Origin of the sequence: Allobosea sp. 2KB_26, assembly GCF_052115715.1 — a bacterium.
In the GTDB taxonomy this organism is placed as follows: Bacteria; Pseudomonadota; Alphaproteobacteria; order Rhizobiales; family Beijerinckiaceae; genus Allobosea.
Window position 1 is genome coordinate 1 of the sequence record NZ_JBFRHE010000018.1, and the last position, 16,308, is coordinate 16,308.

Sequence of the window (16,308 nt, forward strand, 5' to 3'; positions counted from 1 at the left end):
AAATCCATCCACGACAATCATCACGAACGACCCAGGCAAATCACCTCGCACCTGCCGGCTTCAAATCGGAATGGGGTGCCGGAATGAAATCGGAACAGGGTGCCGAATTCATATCGGAATTGCCCGCCGAATTCGTCGGAATCCGCACTTCTGAAGCTCTCACGCCGTTGAGTGACGTAACGGCCTTGTCCAGTTGATCGTAATGGAACGCTTTGGGCTTCCGGGCCTGACTGGCAAAATTGCGAGCATGCTCGCTCAGCAGCTCAATTATTTCCGACGGGTGCCTTTCAGTGTGATTGCCGCGATGCCGATAGTTGTCCCGAAGACTTTCAATCTCCCACCCGCATGAATCCAGAATCGCTAGCCACCGTTGCAGGGTTCTGTAAGTCGGGACGTCGCGAAGCCCGGAACTCCGCCCCGAGCGTCCCTTTCTCGGCCTGCCATCCTTTCGAGGCTTCAGGCCTTTCTTTTTCTTCGGAGCAACCCCGACTTTCGCGCAGTCCAGCTTAATCACATCTGGAGTAATTCGCGCGATGGCTTCTTCCATGCCCTCGTTGCTGCGCAGGGCTTTGCCATCATTCACCATCGCTTGAAAGCGATTGCAGTATTCCCATTTCCAGAGAATACTAGGCTGCTCTTCGCGCGGAATCATTCCAAAATTCTCAACACCGCTCCGTTGACGCGCCCTGACCTTTCCATGGTTGAAATAATCGCGCTCATAACGGTAGTTGCGCGAACGTTCGAGTTTGGCCAACTCCTCGTGGGTGAACCACTCGACCAGTTCAGAATCGTCCACGCGCCGCAGATATTGCCCACGGTCATCGGTGCTGATGGACGTATAGGCGATTGCGCCTATCGTAATGCGATCGTAGCGACCATAGGCGATCCGAGGAGGCGGGGCGATGTTCATGATGCGAGCCTCGTGTTGGCGCCGGTATAGCGAACCCAGGACTGACGCCCGATCCGACCGGGGCTCAGAAGTTCGAAACTGCCATCGCCGATTGCGCGCGCGACGGTATAGAACCCTTGGTCATGATGAGTGAGCCTCGCCAGATTGATCAGGCCATCGATCGTCGTCGCGCCACTAAGCTGGCTCGCGGCGGCATGAAGGACACGATCTAGGGCTGGGTCGGGATCACGCCTAGAGTGATGGATCAGCGTGGCATTTGCGACCTTGCAAGGTGACAGCTCCACCTCGGTCAGCAGTAGTACGCCGGTCGCAAATTTAGGGTCCATTTGCGACGCGATGTGTGTCAGAAGTTCCTTAGTTTTTGCTTTTTTAGCGATCTCATGAGGTTTCACGGCGACCGCAATCCGGCCACCCGAGCGTTGGGTCATCAAGAGATCAAAGGTGTGATGACGCTCGGCGCCCGCATAGTCACGATATGCCACGCGGGCGGGCTGTTCGTGCAAGGTAAGGCAGTCAGGGCGCGCCATCAGCACATAGGCTGCCTGCCCCTCAAGGCCGCTGAACGGCAGCATGAGACGGCGATCCCATGGAGTCACAATCGCTGGGCGCTCCGCGCCGCGCGGGATTGGACTCGGGCGCAATGTTGCTGTCGACGGCGCTACCTCCCGCCAGGGCAGTGCAGGCTCATCGGGATAACTCATCTGTTCGAACGTCTGCGCGGTGGCATTCTGGAAACCAGGCATGGCTCTACCCTCGTCATGCCGGCCTAGTCTGCGTTGACAGGGTAAGATGTCATGCGCAGATAGGTCGTGCCTGACCTAGATACTTCCGGAAATGGCAATCAGAGCACCCCGCTTTGCTGAGTTGGGCGCCTTAATTCACGATTCTTTTAGGTCATGTCTCTGCCTCCTTAAGAGAGTATCTCTATTCAGGGCAACGTATTATCGATTCAGAAGTATAATTGTATTGTTTATATGTATTTATGATAGTCATATTCTGAGAGTCATCACTGATATTTCGGAGTAATATCGGTGATTCTTTCATATTGTCCACTTTCTGTATCTTTCTTGATTTATCCGCGATATAGACGATGTTGCGTGTATAATTCATAGCTCAATCTTGTACTAAGAAGGTTGAAACTTAAGTTCGTTTGGTATATATCGCAGATTGAGGCGTGATTATTCAGCGCGTCTCAAGGACTGAGCGCGGCTAAACAAGGTTTGAAGATTTAATTCTTCAGAGCTTCGTCACTGGGGTCCTCCTGGCTTTGTCTGTGGCGAAGCGTACTTGACGCGAAAAGCATCGCTCCGTGGCCTGATGAGGCCGACGCAGCGTCAGGGCTGGCACCCTGGCGCTGCGTTCCTTTTGCCGCCTCACAGGTAGAAACTCCATGCGAGAAGGCGATTGAAGAATACGATATCTGATTCATCTGATTCGCACTATAATCGATCAGCATAAATTTCAGAATTTTTTTTTCAGCAAGCAATGTGTCGTCTATGGCAGAGAATTAATTGATCAATATCGCAATCCAACCTTGGTAAGACTACAATCAATAAGTCAGATCCTCTATCGCGAAGGAGCGATATCGCAATCCTTGCTCTTTCCTGCGAGCGCTTTTGGATAGGGCAATGGAAATATTCTCTGGGCCGACCGCCTAATCCATCTGAGGCCTTCAAGAATTTTGACGCGTGAGCCGATAATGGAAGGAATAGGGCCAACCGCAGAGGCGTGCCTCGCTGTCTGTCGAATGACAGAAATCATGGGCTGCCCGTATATGTTTCAATTGGGCGCGCGTCGGCGACAGGCAGTCCGCATTTTCCACGGCGATACCAGCGGCTCACCGTGCGCGCGATCGTCCTATCTTCGCTGAGCCAAAGGACCTGACTGGTCGCGATGATCTTGTCGCCGAGAGTAAGATGGCCGACCGATTGTCCCAGGAGTGCCGTTAGGTCGGTTGCGCGGTCCATGACCGGCAACCACTCGTCCAACTGCACTGCATGCGCCAGGTCACTTTCACTTGGGCACCATCCGTTTTTCAGTCGAAGCAGGTCTGCATGGGCTGATTTAGGTCCTTCAGCGAGGGGTGGCATCGCCTGCCTCCAATCCCTGATTTAAGGGCGTCCGGTCTGTCTAGCGCGCGCGAAATGCCTTCACTGGGTCTGCCGCGGTTAGGTTGGCTTGCCGACATCAACGATCAGGCAGGGGTTGAAGCTCGGGTTTTCGCGACCACCGCCGCGGAGTGGATACCCAGCTTGATTGCTCACGACTCTGGTCAGCCCGACGCGATAATCATGCGAGCCATGATCATGTCCGTGGATCCAGAGTTCCGGCTGATATCGCTCGATAAGAGCGGAAAGATCGGACGTAAACGCGGGCGACAAAGGATCGCCGCGGTATCGTGGTTGGATTGAGCCGGGGTGCGGTGCGTGATGGGTAACCATGACTGTTGCACCCGAAAACGGCTGCGCGAGTTGTCGCGTGATGAAGGCCAATTCGCTCCTGTGAGCTGCTTCAGCGTCTTCGGGTGTGAAGAGGCGCTTTCCTTCATTTTCCGAGATTTGGATCAGCCCGTGATCGTTCATTGCGCGCCGGGCCACGCGTCGCGAGCCAGCTGGATTTCCATAGAGATCATAGTCAGTCCATAGCGTCGCGCCGATGAAGCGGGTTCCACCCAGAACGACGCAGCCGGGCGCGAGCATGTGAATCCCGTATCGTTCGGCCATTGCGATACCATCGCTCAGCGCAGCGTTGATTTCTGAGCCATAAAGCTCGTGATTGCCCACCACGAAAACTGCGGGACGCCCCCTTAGTGGGCCTCGTCGTTGCTGCTCGATCCATTGTATGGCTTGGACAATTGGCCGACCGATATCACCTGCGAATACTGCAACGTCGAAATCGTCCAGCTTTTCTGGAAGCGAGAACGAGCCGAATTCCAAATGAATATCCGAAAGTACAAGAAGACGCATTACAGTACTCCCTTTTGATAGAAATAATGAGGGGCTTGTTGGCAGATCTCTCGATGCCAGTGACTATGGGGGGCGGTCTGATGACGAGATACTTGTCGAGGCCTTGGCAACGCGCTGCCGGCTGCGCGTGAGAATCAGAATGAAATCTTGCTGCGGGCTTGCCATGCCATCTGAAGCTGTGGCTGGTTCGGGCGCTTCTACGCAAGGCTGGGGCCGCCGCAGCCGCGTCTTTGGTGACGGTTCGGCTAAGCGAACTGGTCGCTCTTTGAGGAAGCTGTCCTGACCAGGTTCATGACGAAATCTCCGGTCACGACTGACTGCGCGACGAGGGCGTCGGCCACAGCTTCTATTGTTCTTCGGTTGGCTCGGACAAAAGCGATCGCTCGCTTATGGAGTCTGCGAAGGTCTCGTTCGACGACGCTCCTCAGGTGTGGGTGTTCTGCGAGAGTCCTGCTGGCGCTGGTTTCAAATAAGTGGGTGAGTTTGCCCCGCAAACCTGATCCAGCGTGAAGCAGGATGACTAATCGCGTTGCGGCCTCAAGATCCGATATGCCTCCGGCGGAAATGTCCCCGACCAAGACCTCCTCGGCTGCTCGCCCGGCAAGCTGGCAGATGATTTCGGCTTCAACGTCCTCAAGGCGTACCATGCCGTCAGGGCCAGTACTCGACATGCTCCGCCCCTCGGACTTTGCGTCGGAAACCAGGGAGACATACTGAAGCGTTTTGCTCGTCAGCAGGATTGTTGCGACGGCGTGGCCGGCTTCATGTCGGGCAATACGACCCAAGACTGGTGCCGATCGGCTGTCCGCTGGCAGGAGTGCGCGTCGAAGGTCGCTTAGTGCGAGGCTTCGCCCGTCTTGCCGCGCAAAAGCGCGTGCCGATTTGACCGCTGACACGATATCCGCACCGGTCCGACCGAGCGCCAAGTACGCCAGCGGGGCTAGGTTGGCCTTTAAAAGATCTCGCCCGAGTTGTTGCCGGAGGATGTGGGCAATGTCGGCGGGAGAGGGCGGGCCGATCCTGATAACCTTTTCCAACCGGCCCGAGCGGATCAGGGCGCCGTCCAATTTGTCGGCGTAGTTCGTAGCGCCGACCACCACCACGTGCGCGTCAGCCAGTGCATCGAGTGCTGTCAGAAATCGCGCGACGACGGGTGTCCAGAACTCGCGGGCGCGGCCATGCATCGTTGCGCGATCTGGCAGGGCGTCGAGTTCGTCGAGAAGAAGGACGGACGGTGCCGAAGACCGGGCCTCCCTAAATGTTTGATCGAGCGAGCGGATGACATCGCCGAGATGGCCCTCGCCGGTGGAAAAGAGCGCGGCAATGGACGACGATACCAAAGGGACCTCGAGGCTCCTTGCGAGTGCCTTGGCGAATGTGGTCTTCCCGAGTCCTGGATCAGAGGCGAGGACTACGCGGGACTGAAGCGCGCCGAAGGCGATCTTGTCGGCTCGAAAATCGGCAAATCCGTTGATCAGATCTGTTGCCCAGGCACGAGCTGCACCGTAGCCGCACAGTTCCTCAATTCTGGGGATCCCCGCGTTCGTATACTCGGCCATTTTACTTTGGCGAGCCGCTGCCAGTCGTTCACGACAACTGCGGGCAGTGCTGCCGCGTCTGATCGCCGAGACGATGTCATCGTGATCGAGGCCGGCGGCTACGTCTTCCGGAAGCGATATGATGCCACGGCCGGTTACGGCTGCTATTACCGCGGCAATCGTTGCGCGGGCTGGCGGGGGAACGGCGATCCAGGCATCGGCCGCCTGGACCAGACCGGACGGCAAATGGGCCCGCGGATCTGGCGAAACTCCAAGTAGCGCTCTGCCACAACTCAGCGCCTCAACTGCGTCGCGACTTCTATAGCTTGGCTTATGGTTCTTGTTGGAGCCATCGTGGACGTATTGGGTCGACCATCCGCGGAGCTCGGCGGCCGCCGCCGCAATCGTTTCACACCACGATGCCGAAGGTGTTTCGATGACGAGAGCAAAGCCTGGCTCTCGCGTCATTCGCTGCCGCAGTTGCGGCGATATGCTTTCTGCCAACATGTGCCGGCCAAGCGCCTTCAATGTCGAAGGGCGATCAACCGGTCTCTTCTTTTTAGTCTGGCGCTCACCCTGAGCGGGTTTCCGATTGGCTTCTTCATCGAAACGCATGGCGAAACTCTCCGATAGAACCGGACCCGGGTAAAAATCCTTCTGGGGTAGGGAGCCGAGCTGTTGCCGGTCTTGGTGTGCCCGGAGCCGACGCTCACGGGCCGCTACGCATCGAATTTGCGCGCATTTGCTAGGTTGTAGAACCGCGAGAGCGTTCTGGCCCATAGGCCCGCAGGATCTAAGGCGACAACCGCAGAGGTCACAATCGGCCCGCCACGGAGGAGTGGATGCGTGTCGACAAGCCCGGCGAGGCAGGCGACCGGGCGGGGGGTGAGCTGTGCCTCATAGAGCGTGGGGGCATCGACCAGGTCGGCCCGCGTTGGGCCGTGCCCGCGGCTGATTTGATGAAGATCGCGCAAGAGATCTTCGATTCTGTTGATGTCAAAGACGAGTGGGCACGGGTTGCGGGGCTGTTTCATTTGCTTGCCTTTCGACCAACTGAAAATTGTGGATCTAGATGTCGGGATCACTGACCGCTCGGGCGGATCACCGAGTGCAGAGTCAGAGGTGCGTTGACGTCGAGATAGATCTCGCCGTGCACCGCAAGCGAGAGAACGGCCTCCACTGGTCGAGGTGAAGTTACGAACTCCGCGCAATCACAGAGATCGAGAGCTCCGGTCCGGTCGAGTTCGCGCAGGAGGGACAGGCGATCACCGTGGCTTATGAACTCAAATCTGCAATCGCAGATCGTCTCGACAGTTCGCCGGCGTGGATCGCGAGTAAGCCAGTCTGGCTCGCGGACTAGTAGCCATCGCCCGACTGACGCCATTTGATGTTCAAGGCTCTGCAATGCACGGGCCGTTGTTGTGTCCAAATGCTGCTCAGAGGTGCAAATCAAGATAGCATAGCGTCCGGAGAAGTGCTGAAATTGAAGCAAGGGTAGATCGTATAGCTCTTCTGGGACTGAATGTTCTGCCAAGTGCGACAAGTCTATTCTTGAATAGCTAACGATCCTTGGATCTGCTTCGAGATGCTTCAATAGAAGCGCTTCGTTGAATGTAGCGACAGGGAAGCGGCCGCCGGTCTTTGCGCTGTCGAAATGTTCGTCGTGATAACCTGGGATGACTTGCGAATAGACGCGCGGCTGCAATTCGGGGCGCTGCCCCGATGAACTAAACATGGCCATAGGGAGCTCCTGGGCGGGCAATGCGCTGACCTGGGAGGGCAGGGCGGTGGTGCAGGCTGAGGAATGATTGGATTATGAGGCGCATAATGTGCGCCTTCAACCATAAAGTTTTAACCAAACGATTTACTGAAAAGTATGGTTAACGCGCTGGCGAACCTCCGTTGGGAGGGAGGCCGCCCACATTGCAAGTTTGCGGGAAATGCCGTGAGGCGACATGTTCATGCTGACTGACGCGCCCACATCTCGATCGCGCTCAGCACGACTGCTCTCGACCAGCCTGACGCCGTAGCCGAGGCGAGCAGTGCCTCCAATCCAGGAGACAGTTTCAGCAGCGCTTCATCCGCCTGCTGGCAATTGCCGGGTGCATTGCCGGGAGGTTGGACGTTCGCCGCCAGAGCGGTGGCAAGTAGTCGGCCGATATACTCGGGAGGGCCCTTTTTTTCCCAATTCTGCGCGGTTCTCCGCGCTACGCCAAAGGCCTTGCAAAACCCCATTTGAGTGAGGCCCAGCGCCTTGCGAGTTGCACGGAATTCGGCTGCGTCCATCTGCGCCTTTTCGGAGGCTGACTGTGGTTCGTCAGCCGAGTTTGCGACTCGTCCCAGTGCAAATGATGCCCGTGGAATCATTCTCTGGAAAGGATCGGAAGCGCGCGGTGATGGATTCTGTTTTGCGAATTGATGGATACGGCTTCGACGATCCATTTTCGTATTTCTAGATTATGGATTGACGGTTTCCCCGTTTCGTTGGCGCCCATGCCATCGAACGCGGGCTGAAGCCGATCATCTTTGAGAGCGGCCCCACCATTGGCCATGCCGTGAGGCAGTGGGAGCACGTGCCAATGTTCTCACCGTGGGAGTTCAACAGCGATGCCGCGGCCGGCCGTCTGCTCGCGGCCGCCGGCTCGAAGCGCCCATCGCCGGAGGTCTATCCAACTGGCGGCAATCTCATGACGTAGTATCTGATACCGTTGGCCGAGCAGACGGCGTTGCGTGACGCGATCCGGCTTAATGCCAGCGTCCTCGCGATCTCGCGTCAGGCTTCGACAAGGTGGTCGCGAACTCGCCCCATTGGCCGCGCGCTATCTCAACGGCGCGGGTGAGAATAGCGTCGTGGCCGACGTGGTGATCCGTCCATGTAAGGATCGCGTTGCTGGTGACCTCGCTGCCGTTGTCGCTGACGGTCATCTTCGGTCTGCCGCGCTCGCCGATCACCCGATCGAGTTCGCGTGCGACTGGAAGGCCAGACAGCGTGGTATCGGCGATCAGCGCCAGGTTCTCACGCGTGCAGTCATCGATGATCCGGAAGCCGTGGCCATCCGTGAAGTGGTCGGAGACGAATTCGAATGACCAGCGCGCGTTCGGCCCAAGGCGGGCAACGTCACTCCGCTTCGGCGCACAACATTGGGGCCACTTCACGCATTGGCATCAAGACGCCATCGTGCCATGACGTTTCGCTATCCGCACGAGGGTCGCATTCAGATCCTGAACGATCGGCCGGATGTCGTTGCGGCGCCACACCAGTGCCGATGGTGTCGGCGGAAGGTCAATCTCGACAAAGCTGATACCCGGTGTCGCATAGTAGGCGGCTGCGCGTTTGGTCAGCATGACAAGTCCCTGTCCTGCGCCGGCTGCGGAGATCGCTTCGCGAATGGTGCGAACAATGGGCCCGTGAGCAATCGGCTTCCCCTGCGGGGTGTGCTTGGGGAAATGAAAATTATCCCATTCCTCTGGCATGGACCCCGGCGTCGTGCGCACAAGCCGTTCCTCTGACAGCCGTTCGGGATCCAGCAATGCAAACTGTGTGAACGGGTGCTCGTGCGGTACACACAGCATCCGTTGATCGCGCATCACAATGGGGCCGCTGAGCAAGGCATCCGTGCCTAGGGGGAGGCGGCAGAAGCCCGCATCCACCGTACCGTCGATCACCGCTGAGAAGTGGTTGAAATAGGTTAGCTCGACGAACTCCAGCTCCACATCGCGGTTCTTTGCGCTGAACTCAGCGATCAGCGGTGCATGGAGTTCATAGAAGCCCCCTCCGAGAAAGCCGATCTTGATCTGGCGCATCTTGCCCGCGGCTTGGCGCTTGCAGTCCAGATAGGTGGCGCGCAGCGCAATGATGGCGGGCTCGCTGCCGCGCTTGAGGTTCTCCCCCAGCTGCGTCAGCGCGACCCGGCGGCTGGTCCGGTCGAAGACCGGCGCACCGATCGCGCGTTCCAGAGATTTGATCGTTTCGGACACAGATGACTGGCTCATCGAGAGCCGTTCGGCAGCGCGACCGAAGTGCAGTTCCTGGGCTACAGCGAGAAAGCACTCAAGTTGGCGCAGCTCCATCACTCTTCCCCATCGCCGATCGGTGGGCGCCGCAGCGCGCAACCTGTCTGTTTCGTGCTTCCGACCGCAAGTGCCGCGTTCCGACCTGATCAACTGGCGAGCGATCCGGCTCAATCAATCGGAATTACCGATTGATGTCCAGGGAAATCTAGCTTGATCGGATGTCCTTGGCCGTGAAGATTGGCTTCCAATCTGCAAACAAGGTGCAGTTCATTGGGGTATGGCGCATGCAGGCAAGCACTGAACGCGACGGCATCAAACTCGATGGATCGTCCGAGCCGATTGAATTTCGGCTGGACGGGGATCTGATCCGCGGCACGTTCTACCTGCCGCACCGGGCAGCGAAGGAGCTGCCGGTCGTGGTCTTGGCGCATGGCTGGGGAATGGTCGCTGGCGGAGACCTGGAGGACTACGCCGCAGCCATCGTCAATGCGGGTCTGGCCGCCCTGACCTTCGACTTCCGCAATCTTGGCAAAAGCGAAGGCTTCCCGCGCCAGGAAATCGACCCGTACCGGCAGGTCGAGGACTTTCGCGCAGCGATCTCCTATGTGCGCACGCGCCCCGAGATCGACCGCGACCGCGTCGGTATCTGGGGATCGAGTTACAGCGGCGGTCATGTGCTCTATGTCGCGGCTGTCGACAAGCGGGTGAAGTGCGTCGTCAGCCAGGTGCCGACCATTAGCGGCTTCAAGGCGGCGCAACGCCGGGCGAGTGGCGAAAAGGCCTCTCGATTGCGCGCGGCATTGGAGGCGGATCGCGAAGCGCGGTTTGCGGGTGCGGCGCCGGCTACAATCCGGACCGTCGACAAGGATCCGACGGCCGCTGTGGCGTACCCCGAGGCGGATTCCTACGAGTACATGAGCAGCGAAGCTGCTCGCTGCGACGGCTGGGTGAACGAAATCACGCTTCGTTCGCTCGAACTGGCGCGCACTTACGAGCCGGGCGTCTACATCAAGCGCATTGCGCCGGCGCCCTTGCTGATGATCGCGGCCACGGATGACGCGCTGACACCGACCGATTTGCAGCAGGATGCGTTCAACGAGGCCCATCATCCGAAACGGCTGATGCTGGTGCCGGGCGGGCACTACGCGGTGTACCGCGAGCATTTCGACAAAACCAGCGCCGCAGCCGCGCAGTGGTTCTCTGAGCATCTTCTGTAAGAACGATAACGAATATCTAGGGAGGTCTTCATAATGACAATAATAGACGATCGCACTCAGCGGTTGAAATCGCTCAAGGCTGTATCTATCGGTAATGCGCTTGAGTGGTTTGATTGGACGCTATACGGAATTTTTTCCGTATACCTCGCCATGAATCTCTTCGACAATGCCGACAAAGCTTCGGCCTTGCTCGCCACTCTGGCCGTTTTTGCCGGCGGGTTCATCGCCAGGCCTGTTGGTGGCTGGGTGTTCGGGACGATTGGTGACCGCTACGGTCGAAAGCTCACGCTCATCATGACGATGAGCCTGCTGGCTTTGACCAGTCTCGCCATTGCCTTAATCCCGACCTACCAACAGATTGGCGTCGGAGCATCCATTCTCCTGTTCCTGTGCCGCTTGCTTCAGGGTTTGGCGCATGGTGGCGAATCCGGTGTGGCCTTCACCTATGTCGCGGAGATTGCCCCGAAGGAGCGCCGCGGCTTCTGGTCGAGCAGCGTCTTCGTCAGTGTGACCATCGGCGTGATGGCGGCGACGGCCTTGGCCGCGTTCCTGACCAGCACCCTTGGCAAGGCGGCCATGGAGAGCTGGGGCTGGCGCGCCGGTTTTGCCGTAGGCGCACTGCTGGGTGTCTACGCGCTGTTTCTGCGGCGAAGCGCAACGGAATCTGCGGTCTTCGAAGAGAGCGCTGCGGCGGAAGCCGCACATAGCAAGACCGAGATCACCGGAAAGCAGGCCGCTCGGATCGCGCTCAACATCGTCATGCTCGGCGCTGCGTCCAATGCCGCCTACTACACCTGGGTGACATTTGCACCGGCGACGGCGATCGCCACTCACGGAATGGACCCTTCAGGCGCCTATTTTGCCAGCCTGCTGGCGCAGATTGCCTGTGTCCTGTGGCTGCCTGTCTGCGGGCTGCTGTCCGACCGTTTCGGACGCAAGCCGATGGTGATGGCGTGGGGGCTGTCGGTGGTGGTCTTCAGCATCCCGATCGCCAAGATCGTCACCAGCGAGCCGTGGACGCTGTTCGTTGCACAGTTGATGGGTCTTGGCTCATGGGCCCTTCTCGCCGCGATCTTCCCAGCATTGCTGGCTGAACAGGTGCCGACACAGGCGCGCGCACGCGGCGTCGGGTTTGTCTCGTCGCTCTCGGTCGCGATCTTCGGCGGCACGGCTCCCTATCTCAATACATGGCTCAACTCGATCGGCCTCGGCCATGTCTATGTCGGGTATGTCATGGTCTTGGGGCTCGTCGCCTGTCTTGCGTCACTCATGATCCGTGAAACCGCTGGCGTCGACCTCAACGACATCGCAGCCCCGGCCATGGGCAACGGCCTGTCGCGATCGAGCCGTCTGATGCCGGACAACGTCTGAAAACAGAGATGAAGCCGCGCGATCCCGAGATCAATCGGGACGCGCCCAAACAGGCAGTGCCGCAAGAGGCCGCACGCGTCGGATCGAGAAATCACCGATGCGCGCCGCCATCGGCACGCAGATGCAGACTTGAAAGCAGGATCGCTTACCGATGAAGAACGCTCAGTTTTCCGACCTTTCCGGCAAGGTCGCGGTCGTCACAGGCGCCAATGGCGGAATCGGCCGGGCCACCGCCGGAGCCTTGGCAGCTCAGGGGGTCCGCGTTGTCGTCACTGATATCCAGGCACCGGACACGCTCCCGGAAAATGCCGAGTTCCGGAAGCTGGACGTGACGGATGTGAATGCCCTTCGCGATCTGGCTGACGACGTCGCTGTTCGTCATGGCAGCCTTGATATCTGGGTCAACAACGCAGGAATGCTGAATCGGCGCGCCTCCCTCGAACTGGAGCTCGACGACTGGCTCAAGACCATTGCGATCAATCTTCAGGGTTCGTTTTTTGGCGCGCAGGCCGCCGCCCGGACCATGGCGAAGCAAGGCAGTGGCTCGATCATCAACTTGTCGAGCTACGCGGGCATCAAGGCTCGCCCGAACTGCGCTGACTATGCATCGGCCAAGGCCGGGGTCGCGCATCTGACCCAATGCCTGGCGCTCGAATGGGGCCATCTAGGCATCCGCGTCAACGCAGTCGCGCCTGGCTTCATCGACACGCCGATGAGCAGCTGGATGCATGGCGATCCGGCAACCTATCAGGCTTATCTGGCGAAAATCCCCGCAGGCAGGCTCGGCCAGCCGCAGGATATCGCCAACACGGTTCTCTATCTGTCGTCCGATGTCTCATCCTATGTCACGGGGCATGTCATCGCGACAGACGGCGGAGCCTCAAAGTCCTGATCGGCCAACATTGCAGCCGCGATAATGTGGTGTCGCTCGCCGGCGGCGAGTGATCGCAGGAGTGCCGACAAGGTCGGCAATACATGCCGCGGCATCGATCCGCTACTTGGCGGCTATCCTTGCAACTACGGTCAGGTCGTCTTCGACGGCGCAGGGCCCGAAGGAAACATGCAATGCAAGACTATTGGATCGGAAAATCCGCTGTCGTGACCGGCGGCGCCCGGGGCCAGGGCGCTGCAGAGGTCATTCGCCTGCTGCGCGCCGGGGCGATTGTCTACGCCGTGGACGTGCTGGCGAGAACCGATGAAAGCTGGAATGAACTCCGCGCGGCAACAGCCGAGTGGCAAGATCGCCTCTTCATCGTTCAGGCTGATGTGGCCGAGGCCGGATGCTGGGCCGAACTGGCGGCCTATATCGAGGCGGACGGGGTGGAGCTCTACGGGCTTGTGAACAATGCCGGCATTACGTTGCGCAAGACCGTGACACAGACAACCCCGCAAGAGTGGGATCGATTGCTCGGCATCAACCTCAATGGTCCGTTCCTCGCCATCCGGGCCCTCGCACCCTTGATGCGGCCAGGCGGATCGATCGTGAACATCTCATCGACAGCCGGGCTGATCGGCTATTTCAGTGCAGCCTATTGCGCCAGCAAATGGGGCCTGCGCGGGTTGACCCGTGCCGCAGCCTTGGAATTGGCGGATCGCGGCATCCGCGTCAATTCGATTTGTCCCGGGCTGGTCGAAACGCCAATGGTTATGCGCCCGAACGCTGAGCATGACGCCAACCGTGCCAAGCAATTCTATGAAGGCAACCGCGATGCTACCCCGCTGTCACGTGGTGCCGATCCGGATGAGATTGCGGCAGCGGTGTTGTTCCTGCTTGGGCCGGACGCATCGTTCATCACCGGCGCTGACCTGCCGGTGGATGGCGGCATGACCGGAGGCGGCATCTACTGGCGTATCGGCAAGGCGACGGGAAACCTCTGAGACATGTGCCCCGCTGCCTGGTTTCTCCGTGACGGCCGTCGCTGGGAATGGCAGGTGCTCGGCCTGAAGGAAGGCGCGCGGTGACCACCGGCGCCGCTGCTGCAAAGGAGTTCGTCGCCAATCCCGACCTCGCCCTGTAGCGGCGAGTGAAGGGGCGCCCTCAGTCGGCTACACCGTGTCCGTCGAAGAGTACTTGCGCCTTTGCGATGCGCTGCTCGTGCTCGATTGCCCATCGCCCCAGCTCCTCAACCGGCTGTCGCAGGGAATGGCCCAACTCGGTTAGTTCATAGTCGACGCGGGGCGGCATTGTGGGAGTGACCGTTCTCCTGACCAAGCCGTCCCTTTCCATTCCCTTGAGGGTCAATGTCAGCATGCGTTGTGAAATCGAGCCAATGGCGCGCTTGATTTCGTTGAAGCGGCGAGGACCGTCGCGCAGCCCCATCACGATCAACACACTCCATTTGTCGCCGACCCGGGCCAGGATTTGACGAACGGGTTTGCACATATCCAGCAATCCGCTGTGCTCAGGTAACACCAGTGTGCCTCCTTGCGCCGTCCGGTGTGGTCACAATATTAGGCCAGGTTACGAAAATATACCGGCGGAAACGTGAAGCCACAAGGTCCGCGTCCGACGAAGGAGCGACGATTATGGAGCTAGGAATCTACAGCTTCGGGGATGTGCAGCGGGATCCTGCAACGGGCGAGCTCGGCTCGACGGCTGACGCAATGCGCAATCTCCTGGAAGCCATCAAACTCGCCGATGAAGTCGGATTGGATTTCTTCGGGATCGGCGAACATCACACCCGCGAGATGCCGGCTTCTGCTGCCACGGTTGTGCTCGGGGCGGCGGCAAGTGCGACCAAGACCATCAAACTCGGCAGCGCTGTGACCGTTCTCAGCACGGACGATCCCGTGCGCGTTTATCAGCAGTTCGCGACGCTCGACGCATTGTCGAACGGTCGCGCGGAAATCACAGCTGGACGGGGATCGTCGACGGAGTCGTTTCCGCTCTTCGGGCATAGCCTGAACGATTATGACGAGCTCTTCGCCGAGAAGCTCGAACTGCTGCTCCAGATCAACGAGAGCGAAGCCATCACGTGGACCGGCAAACATCGCCCGGCGCTGGAGGAAGCGTTGGTCGTGCCTCGCCCCGACAGCGGTTTTCTGCCGATCTGGCTGGCCACGGGCGGCAATCCGCAATCCTCTGTGCGTGCCGGCCTGCTCGGGTTGCCCATTTCCTACGCCATCATCGGCGGCCAGGCGGCACGCTTCGCGCCGTTGGCGGAACTCTACCGACGCGCCGCCGCGCAGGCCCAAATACCTAGTGCGCAGCTCAAGATTTCGGTCGCCAGCCCGGGTTTCGTTGGCGATGACCCAGTCCAGGCCAAGGAGAAATTCTGGACCCACTGGCACGCCGTCATGGAATCGCTCGGCAGGATTCGCGGGTTCGCCCCTCCGCCGCGCAACCACTATGACAAGGAGGCCAGCGGCGCGGGGGCACTCTTTGTAGGCGATCCGGAGGAAGTCGCTGAGCGCATCGTCGAACTGCACAAGCATCTCGGCCATATGCGCCAGTTCTTTCAGATGGACGTTGGGCATCTCCCGCAGAAGGACTTCTTGCGTTCGATCGAGTTGCTCGGCACGCGGGTCAAGCCGCTGGTCGATGCCGAACTCGGCAATAAGCAGCCAGGCTAGGGTGAGGTGCCATGCAGGGTAGCGACATAAAGACCATTGGCATCGTTGGAGCTGGACGTGTCGGCACGGCGCTCGCGCGCCGTGCCGTTGCTGCGGGCTATGACGTCCGAATTGCGACGTCCAAGCCTCCGGCAGAGATTGCTCTGCTTCTGGAAATCATGGTGCCAGGAGCCCATCCTGCGACGGTCGAAGCCGTAGCGGCGGCGGCAGACATCGTCATTCTGGCGCTTCCGCTGTCGAAATATCGCGATCTGGAGCCCAAAATGTTCGCGGGCAAGATCGTCATCGACGTCATGAATTACTGGGCCCCCACGGACGGCGTGATTCCGGAATTCGAAGGGAGCAAATCCAGCAGCGAGATCGTTCAGGATTATCTGCCCAAGGCGCGATTGGTGCGCAGCTTCAATCACATAGGTTATCATGAGATCGAAGAGGAGGCGCGCCCCTCCGGTCATCCCGGTCGGCGTTCGCTGGCGCTTGCGGGCAACGATGCGGACGCGCGCCGTCTCGTGGCAGGGTTTATCGACCGCATCGGATTCGATCCGGTCGAGGCCGGTGACCTCGTGAGGAGTCGGAGCTTCGCCACCGGCACACCCGTCTTCGGCGCCATCCTCGGTCACGACGAGATGAGGCAGCGCCTGCAGGATCTGGCGGAATCGACAGGCTGAAGTTGTGCTGCCCAAGGGCTTGGTCCCACACCCGCGATGTGCGGGCCAAGG

At 59.3% G+C, this 16,308-nt stretch carries 17 protein-coding genes and 1 pseudogene; 7 read left to right on the forward strand and 11 right to left on the reverse strand.

Going from position 1 to position 16,308, the window contains the following annotated elements:
- Positions 1 to 40: 40 nt before the first annotated feature.
- The 6 genes from AB4099_RS29575 to AB4099_RS29600 all read right to left on the reverse strand — a co-directional run bounded on the left by AB4099_RS29575 (position 41) and on the right by AB4099_RS29600 (position 6,370).
- Positions 41 to 910: a hypothetical protein gene (locus tag AB4099_RS29575; protein ID WP_441480721.1), complete on the reverse strand. Its 870-nt coding sequence runs from the start codon at positions 908 to 910 to the stop codon at positions 41 to 43.
- Complete coding sequence (locus AB4099_RS29580) at positions 907 to 1,653, reverse strand: PDDEXK family nuclease (RefSeq protein WP_441480722.1); 747 nt, start codon at positions 1,651 to 1,653, stop codon at positions 907 to 909. The genes AB4099_RS29575 and AB4099_RS29580 overlap by 4 nt, the downstream gene beginning before the upstream one ends.
- Before the next feature lie 1,014 nt (positions 1,654 to 2,667).
- A complete protein-coding gene (locus AB4099_RS29585) occupies positions 2,668 to 3,000 on the reverse strand; it encodes a DUF6634 family protein (protein ID WP_441480723.1) in 333 nt (110 codons plus the stop codon).
- Positions 3,001 to 3,078: 78 nt separating this feature from the next.
- Entirely contained in the window at positions 3,079 to 3,876 is a 798-nt protein-coding gene (locus tag AB4099_RS29590; RefSeq protein WP_441480724.1) for a metallophosphoesterase, read from the reverse strand.
- 245 nt (positions 3,877 to 4,121) lie between these two features.
- Positions 4,122 to 6,029, reverse strand: coding sequence for an AAA family ATPase (locus AB4099_RS29595; RefSeq protein ID WP_441480725.1), 1,908 nt, complete (start codon positions 6,027 to 6,029; stop codon positions 4,122 to 4,124).
- A gap of 104 nt (positions 6,030 to 6,133) precedes the next feature.
- A complete protein-coding gene (locus AB4099_RS29600) occupies positions 6,134 to 6,370 on the reverse strand; it encodes a DUF6634 family protein (protein WP_441480785.1) in 237 nt (78 codons plus the stop codon).
- On the opposite strand from AB4099_RS29600, the gene AB4099_RS29605 reads away from it, so the two are divergent.
- Complete coding sequence (locus AB4099_RS29605; protein WP_441480791.1) at positions 6,257 to 6,502, forward strand: hypothetical protein; 246 nt, start codon at positions 6,257 to 6,259, stop codon at positions 6,500 to 6,502. The genes AB4099_RS29600 and AB4099_RS29605 overlap by 114 nt on opposite strands.
- Here AB4099_RS29605 and AB4099_RS29610 read toward each other — a convergent pair.
- From AB4099_RS29610 to AB4099_RS29625, 4 genes and pseudogenes are all read right to left on the reverse strand, one after another.
- Positions 6,496 to 7,155 carry a hypothetical protein gene (locus tag AB4099_RS29610; protein WP_441480726.1) on the reverse strand — a complete coding sequence of 220 codons (660 nt, stop codon included), beginning with the start codon at positions 7,153 to 7,155 and terminating at the stop codon, positions 6,496 to 6,498. The two genes, AB4099_RS29605 and AB4099_RS29610, sit on opposite strands and share 7 nt — an antisense overlap.
- Positions 7,156 to 7,373: 218 nt before the next feature.
- Positions 7,374 to 7,700 carry a helix-turn-helix domain-containing protein gene (locus tag AB4099_RS29615; protein ID WP_441480727.1) on the reverse strand — a complete coding sequence of 109 codons (327 nt, stop codon included), beginning with the start codon at positions 7,698 to 7,700 and terminating at the stop codon, positions 7,374 to 7,376.
- A 579-nt stretch (positions 7,701 to 8,279) separates the two neighbouring features.
- Positions 8,280 to 8,516: pseudogene (locus AB4099_RS29620) on the reverse strand (DDE-type integrase/transposase/recombinase); the annotation flags it as partial.
- Positions 8,517 to 8,579: 63 nt separating this feature from the next.
- A complete protein-coding gene (locus tag AB4099_RS29625; RefSeq protein WP_441480728.1) occupies positions 8,580 to 9,485 on the reverse strand; it encodes a LysR family transcriptional regulator in 906 nt (301 codons plus the stop codon).
- Between the two features lie 173 nt (positions 9,486 to 9,658).
- Between AB4099_RS29625 and AB4099_RS29630 the strand changes: the two genes are divergently transcribed.
- The 4 genes from AB4099_RS29630 to AB4099_RS29645 all read left to right on the forward strand — a co-directional run bounded on the left by AB4099_RS29630 (position 9,659) and on the right by AB4099_RS29645 (position 13,894).
- Complete coding sequence (locus AB4099_RS29630; protein ID WP_441480729.1) at positions 9,659 to 10,645, forward strand: alpha/beta hydrolase; 987 nt, start codon at positions 9,659 to 9,661, stop codon at positions 10,643 to 10,645.
- Between the two features lie 33 nt (positions 10,646 to 10,678).
- The gene (locus AB4099_RS29635; RefSeq protein ID WP_441480730.1) at positions 10,679 to 12,016 is read left to right on the forward strand and encodes an MFS transporter; all 1,338 of its coding nucleotides are present in this window, start codon (positions 10,679 to 10,681) and stop codon (positions 12,014 to 12,016) included.
- A gap of 151 nt (positions 12,017 to 12,167) precedes the next feature.
- Positions 12,168 to 12,908, forward strand: a complete 741-nt coding sequence (locus AB4099_RS29640) for an SDR family NAD(P)-dependent oxidoreductase (protein ID WP_441480731.1) — start codon at positions 12,168 to 12,170, stop codon at positions 12,906 to 12,908.
- A gap of 173 nt (positions 12,909 to 13,081) precedes the next feature.
- Positions 13,082 to 13,894, forward strand: a complete 813-nt coding sequence (locus tag AB4099_RS29645; RefSeq protein WP_441480786.1) for an SDR family NAD(P)-dependent oxidoreductase — start codon at positions 13,082 to 13,084, stop codon at positions 13,892 to 13,894.
- 160 nt (positions 13,895 to 14,054) lie between these two features.
- Here the strand turns inward: AB4099_RS29645 and AB4099_RS29650 are convergent, their stop codons facing one another.
- A complete protein-coding gene (locus AB4099_RS29650) occupies positions 14,055 to 14,399 on the reverse strand; it encodes a winged helix-turn-helix transcriptional regulator (RefSeq protein ID WP_441480787.1) in 345 nt (114 codons plus the stop codon).
- A 143-nt stretch (positions 14,400 to 14,542) separates the two neighbouring features.
- On the opposite strand from AB4099_RS29650, the gene AB4099_RS29655 reads away from it, so the two are divergent.
- The gene (locus AB4099_RS29655) at positions 14,543 to 15,589 is read left to right on the forward strand and encodes an LLM class flavin-dependent oxidoreductase (protein ID WP_441480788.1); all 1,047 of its coding nucleotides are present in this window, start codon (positions 14,543 to 14,545) and stop codon (positions 15,587 to 15,589) included.
- A gap of 11 nt (positions 15,590 to 15,600) precedes the next feature.
- Complete coding sequence (locus tag AB4099_RS29660; protein WP_441480732.1) at positions 15,601 to 16,257, forward strand: NADPH-dependent F420 reductase; 657 nt, start codon at positions 15,601 to 15,603, stop codon at positions 16,255 to 16,257.
- Positions 16,258 to 16,308: the final 51 nt, after the last annotated feature.

What these genes read in the sequence shown, in the direction of transcription:
- AB4099_RS29585 (WP_441480723.1), bottom strand. Translation starts at nt 3,000, where the DNA reads ATGCCACCCCTCGCTGAAGGACCTAAATCAGCCCATGCAGACCTGCTT.
- AB4099_RS29595 (WP_441480725.1), bottom strand. Translation starts at nt 6,029, where the DNA reads ATGCGTTTCGATGAAGAAGCCAATCGGAAACCCGCTCAGGGTGAGCGC.
- AB4099_RS29660 (WP_441480732.1), top strand. Translation starts at nt 15,601, where the DNA reads ATGCAGGGTAGCGACATAAAGACCATTGGCATCGTTGGAGCTGGACGT.
- AB4099_RS29610 (WP_441480726.1), bottom strand. Translation starts at nt 7,155, where the DNA reads ATGGCCATGTTTAGTTCATCGGGGCAGCGCCCCGAATTGCAGCCGCGC.
- AB4099_RS29590 (WP_441480724.1), bottom strand. Translation starts at nt 3,876, where the DNA reads ATGCGTCTTCTTGTACTTTCGGATATTCATTTGGAATTCGGCTCGTTC.
- AB4099_RS29605 (WP_441480791.1), top strand. Translation starts at nt 6,257, where the DNA reads ATGCGTGTCGACAAGCCCGGCGAGGCAGGCGACCGGGCGGGGGGTGAG.
- AB4099_RS29650 (WP_441480787.1), bottom strand. Translation starts at nt 14,399, where the DNA reads ATGTGCAAACCCGTTCGTCAAATCCTGGCCCGGGTCGGCGACAAATGG.
- AB4099_RS29640 (WP_441480731.1), top strand. Translation starts at nt 12,168, where the DNA reads ATGAAGAACGCTCAGTTTTCCGACCTTTCCGGCAAGGTCGCGGTCGTC.
- AB4099_RS29625 (WP_441480728.1), bottom strand. Translation starts at nt 9,485, where the DNA reads ATGGAGCTGCGCCAACTTGAGTGCTTTCTCGCTGTAGCCCAGGAACTG.
- AB4099_RS29575 (WP_441480721.1), bottom strand. Translation starts at nt 910, where the DNA reads ATGAACATCGCCCCGCCTCCTCGGATCGCCTATGGTCGCTACGATCGC.
- AB4099_RS29635 (WP_441480730.1), top strand. Translation starts at nt 10,679, where the DNA reads ATGACAATAATAGACGATCGCACTCAGCGGTTGAAATCGCTCAAGGCT.
- AB4099_RS29655 (WP_441480788.1), top strand. Translation starts at nt 14,543, where the DNA reads ATGGAGCTAGGAATCTACAGCTTCGGGGATGTGCAGCGGGATCCTGCA.
- AB4099_RS29645 (WP_441480786.1), top strand. Translation starts at nt 13,082, where the DNA reads ATGCAAGACTATTGGATCGGAAAATCCGCTGTCGTGACCGGCGGCGCC.
- AB4099_RS29580 (WP_441480722.1), bottom strand. Translation starts at nt 1,653, where the DNA reads ATGCCTGGTTTCCAGAATGCCACCGCGCAGACGTTCGAACAGATGAGT.
- AB4099_RS29615 (WP_441480727.1), bottom strand. Translation starts at nt 7,700, where the DNA reads ATGGACGCAGCCGAATTCCGTGCAACTCGCAAGGCGCTGGGCCTCACT.